Consider the following 2,473-nt stretch of genomic DNA (forward strand, 5'->3'; position numbering starts at 1 on the left):
GGCGCTGCGCGTGCAGCGCGCCGGGGGTCAGGCGCACGAGCTGCTGCGCGGCGAGGAAGTCGGCGAGCGCGCCGACCTGCTCCGGCGAGGGTGCGAGCGGCGTGTGCGCGGCGACCGCCCCGGCGATCGCCGCCGGCGAGCCGAGCCCCCAGTGGCGCAGGCACTCGACCTCCAGCCAGCCGAGGCGGAAGAAGCGCTGGCGCAGCGGGTCGTGCAGCGTCCAGCTCGGCGCGCCATCGGGCAGGCGCGGGCCGGCTTCGAGGCGCAGCTCCTCGCGCAGCGGCGGCAGTGCGGCGCCGGCGTTCACAGCCCGATCCAGCGGCGCAGCGCCGCCAGCGGCCGGCGCATCAGGTAGTAACCGAGCGTCACCGGCTCGCCGTAGACCCGTGCCGTGCCCTTGAGGCCGAGGCGCGGCAGCGGCGTGCCGGCGTCGAAGGCGGCGCGCGACGGGTAAGCGAGCGTGCCCTCGGGCGTCGGCTGCGGCTCGTAGGCGCTGCGCGTCAGCCGGGCGCCAAGCGGGGCCAGCGGGTCGGTGTTCAGGAACAGCTGCACCTCGACGCCGGGGCCGAGGATCAGCGCATCGTCGACCGGCACCTGCACGGCCAGCTCGGTGTCGGCCGCATCGGCGAGCGTCAGGATCTTCTCGCCGGTGGCGACCGGCCGCCCGAGCCAGTCATCGGGATCGGTGTAGACGGCGACGCCGGCCTGCGCGGCGCTGACGCGGCTGCGTTCGAGCTGCGCGGCGACGGCATCGCGCGAGGCGCGGCTCTCGTCGAGCTTCGCGGCGAGCAGCGCCACCTCGGCACGGCTCGCGGCATCGGCGAACGCCTTCTGCACCGCACGCTGATGCTCGGCGGCCGCGACCGCGACCGCGCGTTCGGCGACTTCAAGGCGTGCGCGCAGCGTGGTCGTGTCGAACTCGAACAGCGGCGCCCCGGCCTCGACCGCCTCGTTCGGCTGCACGAGGAAGCGCTCGATGACGCCGTCGATCGGGGCGGCGACCGGCAGCGGCCGGCGGGCGACCACCTCGGCCGGCGCCAGCACCGACAGGCGCACCGGCACGAAGCCGAGCGCGAGCAGCGCCAGCGCCGTCAGCGTGACGAGGCTGCGCGTGCGCAGCGACCGGCGCGGCGGCCGGGCCGACAGCGCCTGCAGGGCGTGGGCGTGGCACTCGGCGAGTTCGGCGAGCAGCGTCTGTGCTGCCGGCGGCCAGGCCTCGGGACGCGCGAGCCAGAGGCCGCCGAGCCGGTGCCCGCCATTCGGCGCGCGCAGCGGCAGCCACAGCGCCTGCAGCTGCGGATCGCTCGCCAGCGTGCCGGCCGGCAGCAGGCGCGGAGCATCGGCCGCGGCCAGATCCCGGTCGGCGAGCGCGGCTTCGAGCGCCTGCACCAGCGGCGCCTCGCGCTCGACGGCCGAAAGCCCCGACAGCGCGCGCACCTGCAAACGGCCGTCGCGCCCGGGCCGGCACCACGCCGCCCAGTGATAAGGCAGCAGCCGGTGGCTGTCGTTGACGGCCGTGAACGCCAGCGCCGCCTCGTCGGGCGCGCGCCGCGCCGCGAGTTCGAGTTCGCGCAGCGTCGCCAGCCGCTCGACCAGCGCGCCGAGGGCCGGATCGGTCACGGGCGGTGGCAGCGTCATGGCGGCGTGAACCGGGCCACGCCGCTCATGCCGGCCAGCAGGCCGGCCGGCCGGGCTTCGGTGAAGCGGGCGATCAGTTCGATGGTCTGGCTCGCGGCATCGACGCGGGCATTCAGGCGTTCGAGGCGCGCCGCGTGCGTGGCGCCGGTCTCGTCGATCGTGACCGTGAACGCCGCCCCCGGCTGCAGCCAGCGCAGCCAGGCCGAGGGGGCGTTGATGCGGATCTCGATCGCGCGGTCATCGAGCACGCGCAGCAGCGGCTGGCCGGCGGCGACCGCCTCGTACGCCCGCGCCTCGCGGCGTTCGACGCGCCCGGCGTACGGCGCCTCGATGCGGCAGTCGGCGAGCTGCGCCTGCACCAGTTCGAGCTGGGCAGCGGCCTTCTCGACCTCGCTCTCGGCGAGCGCCAGTTCGAGCTCGCTGCTGGAGCTGAGCCGGTACAGGCGCCGGCGCGCATCGAGCACGCGGCGCGCGGCACCAAGCTCGGCGCGGTGGCGCCGCTGCGTGGCTTCGAGCACGGCGCAGTCGAAGCGCACCAGCAGCTCGCCCTTGGCGAAGGCCTCGCCCTCGCGCCGCGTGATCTCCAGCACGCGCCCGGCCATCGGCGCAGCCAGCGCCGCCTCGTGCTCGGGCACCAGCAGCGCCCGCGCCTGCACGGCCTCGTCGGCCGCGGCGCTCATGCCCGCGAGCAGCAGCAGGCAGGCGAGCGTGCTTCGTTCAGGTGGCATGGTGCGCATCCGTGCGCGGCCTGGCATCGGCAGCACGGGCCGGCGTCGTGACGGGGCCGGGCGGCGTGCCCGCCGTCGTGGTGCCGGCGCCCGGCACGGCCGGGTCC

2 protein-coding genes and 1 pseudogene are annotated in these 2,473 nt (G+C 76.5%); all 3 read right to left on the reverse strand.

All coding sequences use genetic code 11. The features are described from left to right. Positions 1-307, reverse strand: a pseudogene (locus PKE44_RS18200) (secretion protein HylD); the annotation flags it as partial. Continuing rightward, a complete protein-coding gene (locus tag PKE44_RS18205) occupies positions 304-1,638 on the reverse strand; it encodes an HlyD family efflux transporter periplasmic adaptor subunit (protein WP_324554068.1) in 1,335 nt (444 codons plus the stop codon). The gene PKE44_RS18205 and the pseudogene PKE44_RS18200, both read right to left, overlap by 4 nt. Beyond that, positions 1,635-2,366, reverse strand: coding sequence for an efflux RND transporter periplasmic adaptor subunit (locus PKE44_RS18210; RefSeq protein ID WP_324554070.1), 732 nt, complete (start codon positions 2,364-2,366; stop codon positions 1,635-1,637). Before PKE44_RS18210 ends, PKE44_RS18205 begins: the two co-directional genes overlap by 4 nt. Positions 2,367-2,473 lie beyond the last annotated feature (107 nt).

This window comes from Plasticicumulans sp., assembly GCF_035331805.1.
GTDB lineage: Bacteria > Pseudomonadota > Gammaproteobacteria > Competibacterales > Competibacteraceae > Plasticicumulans.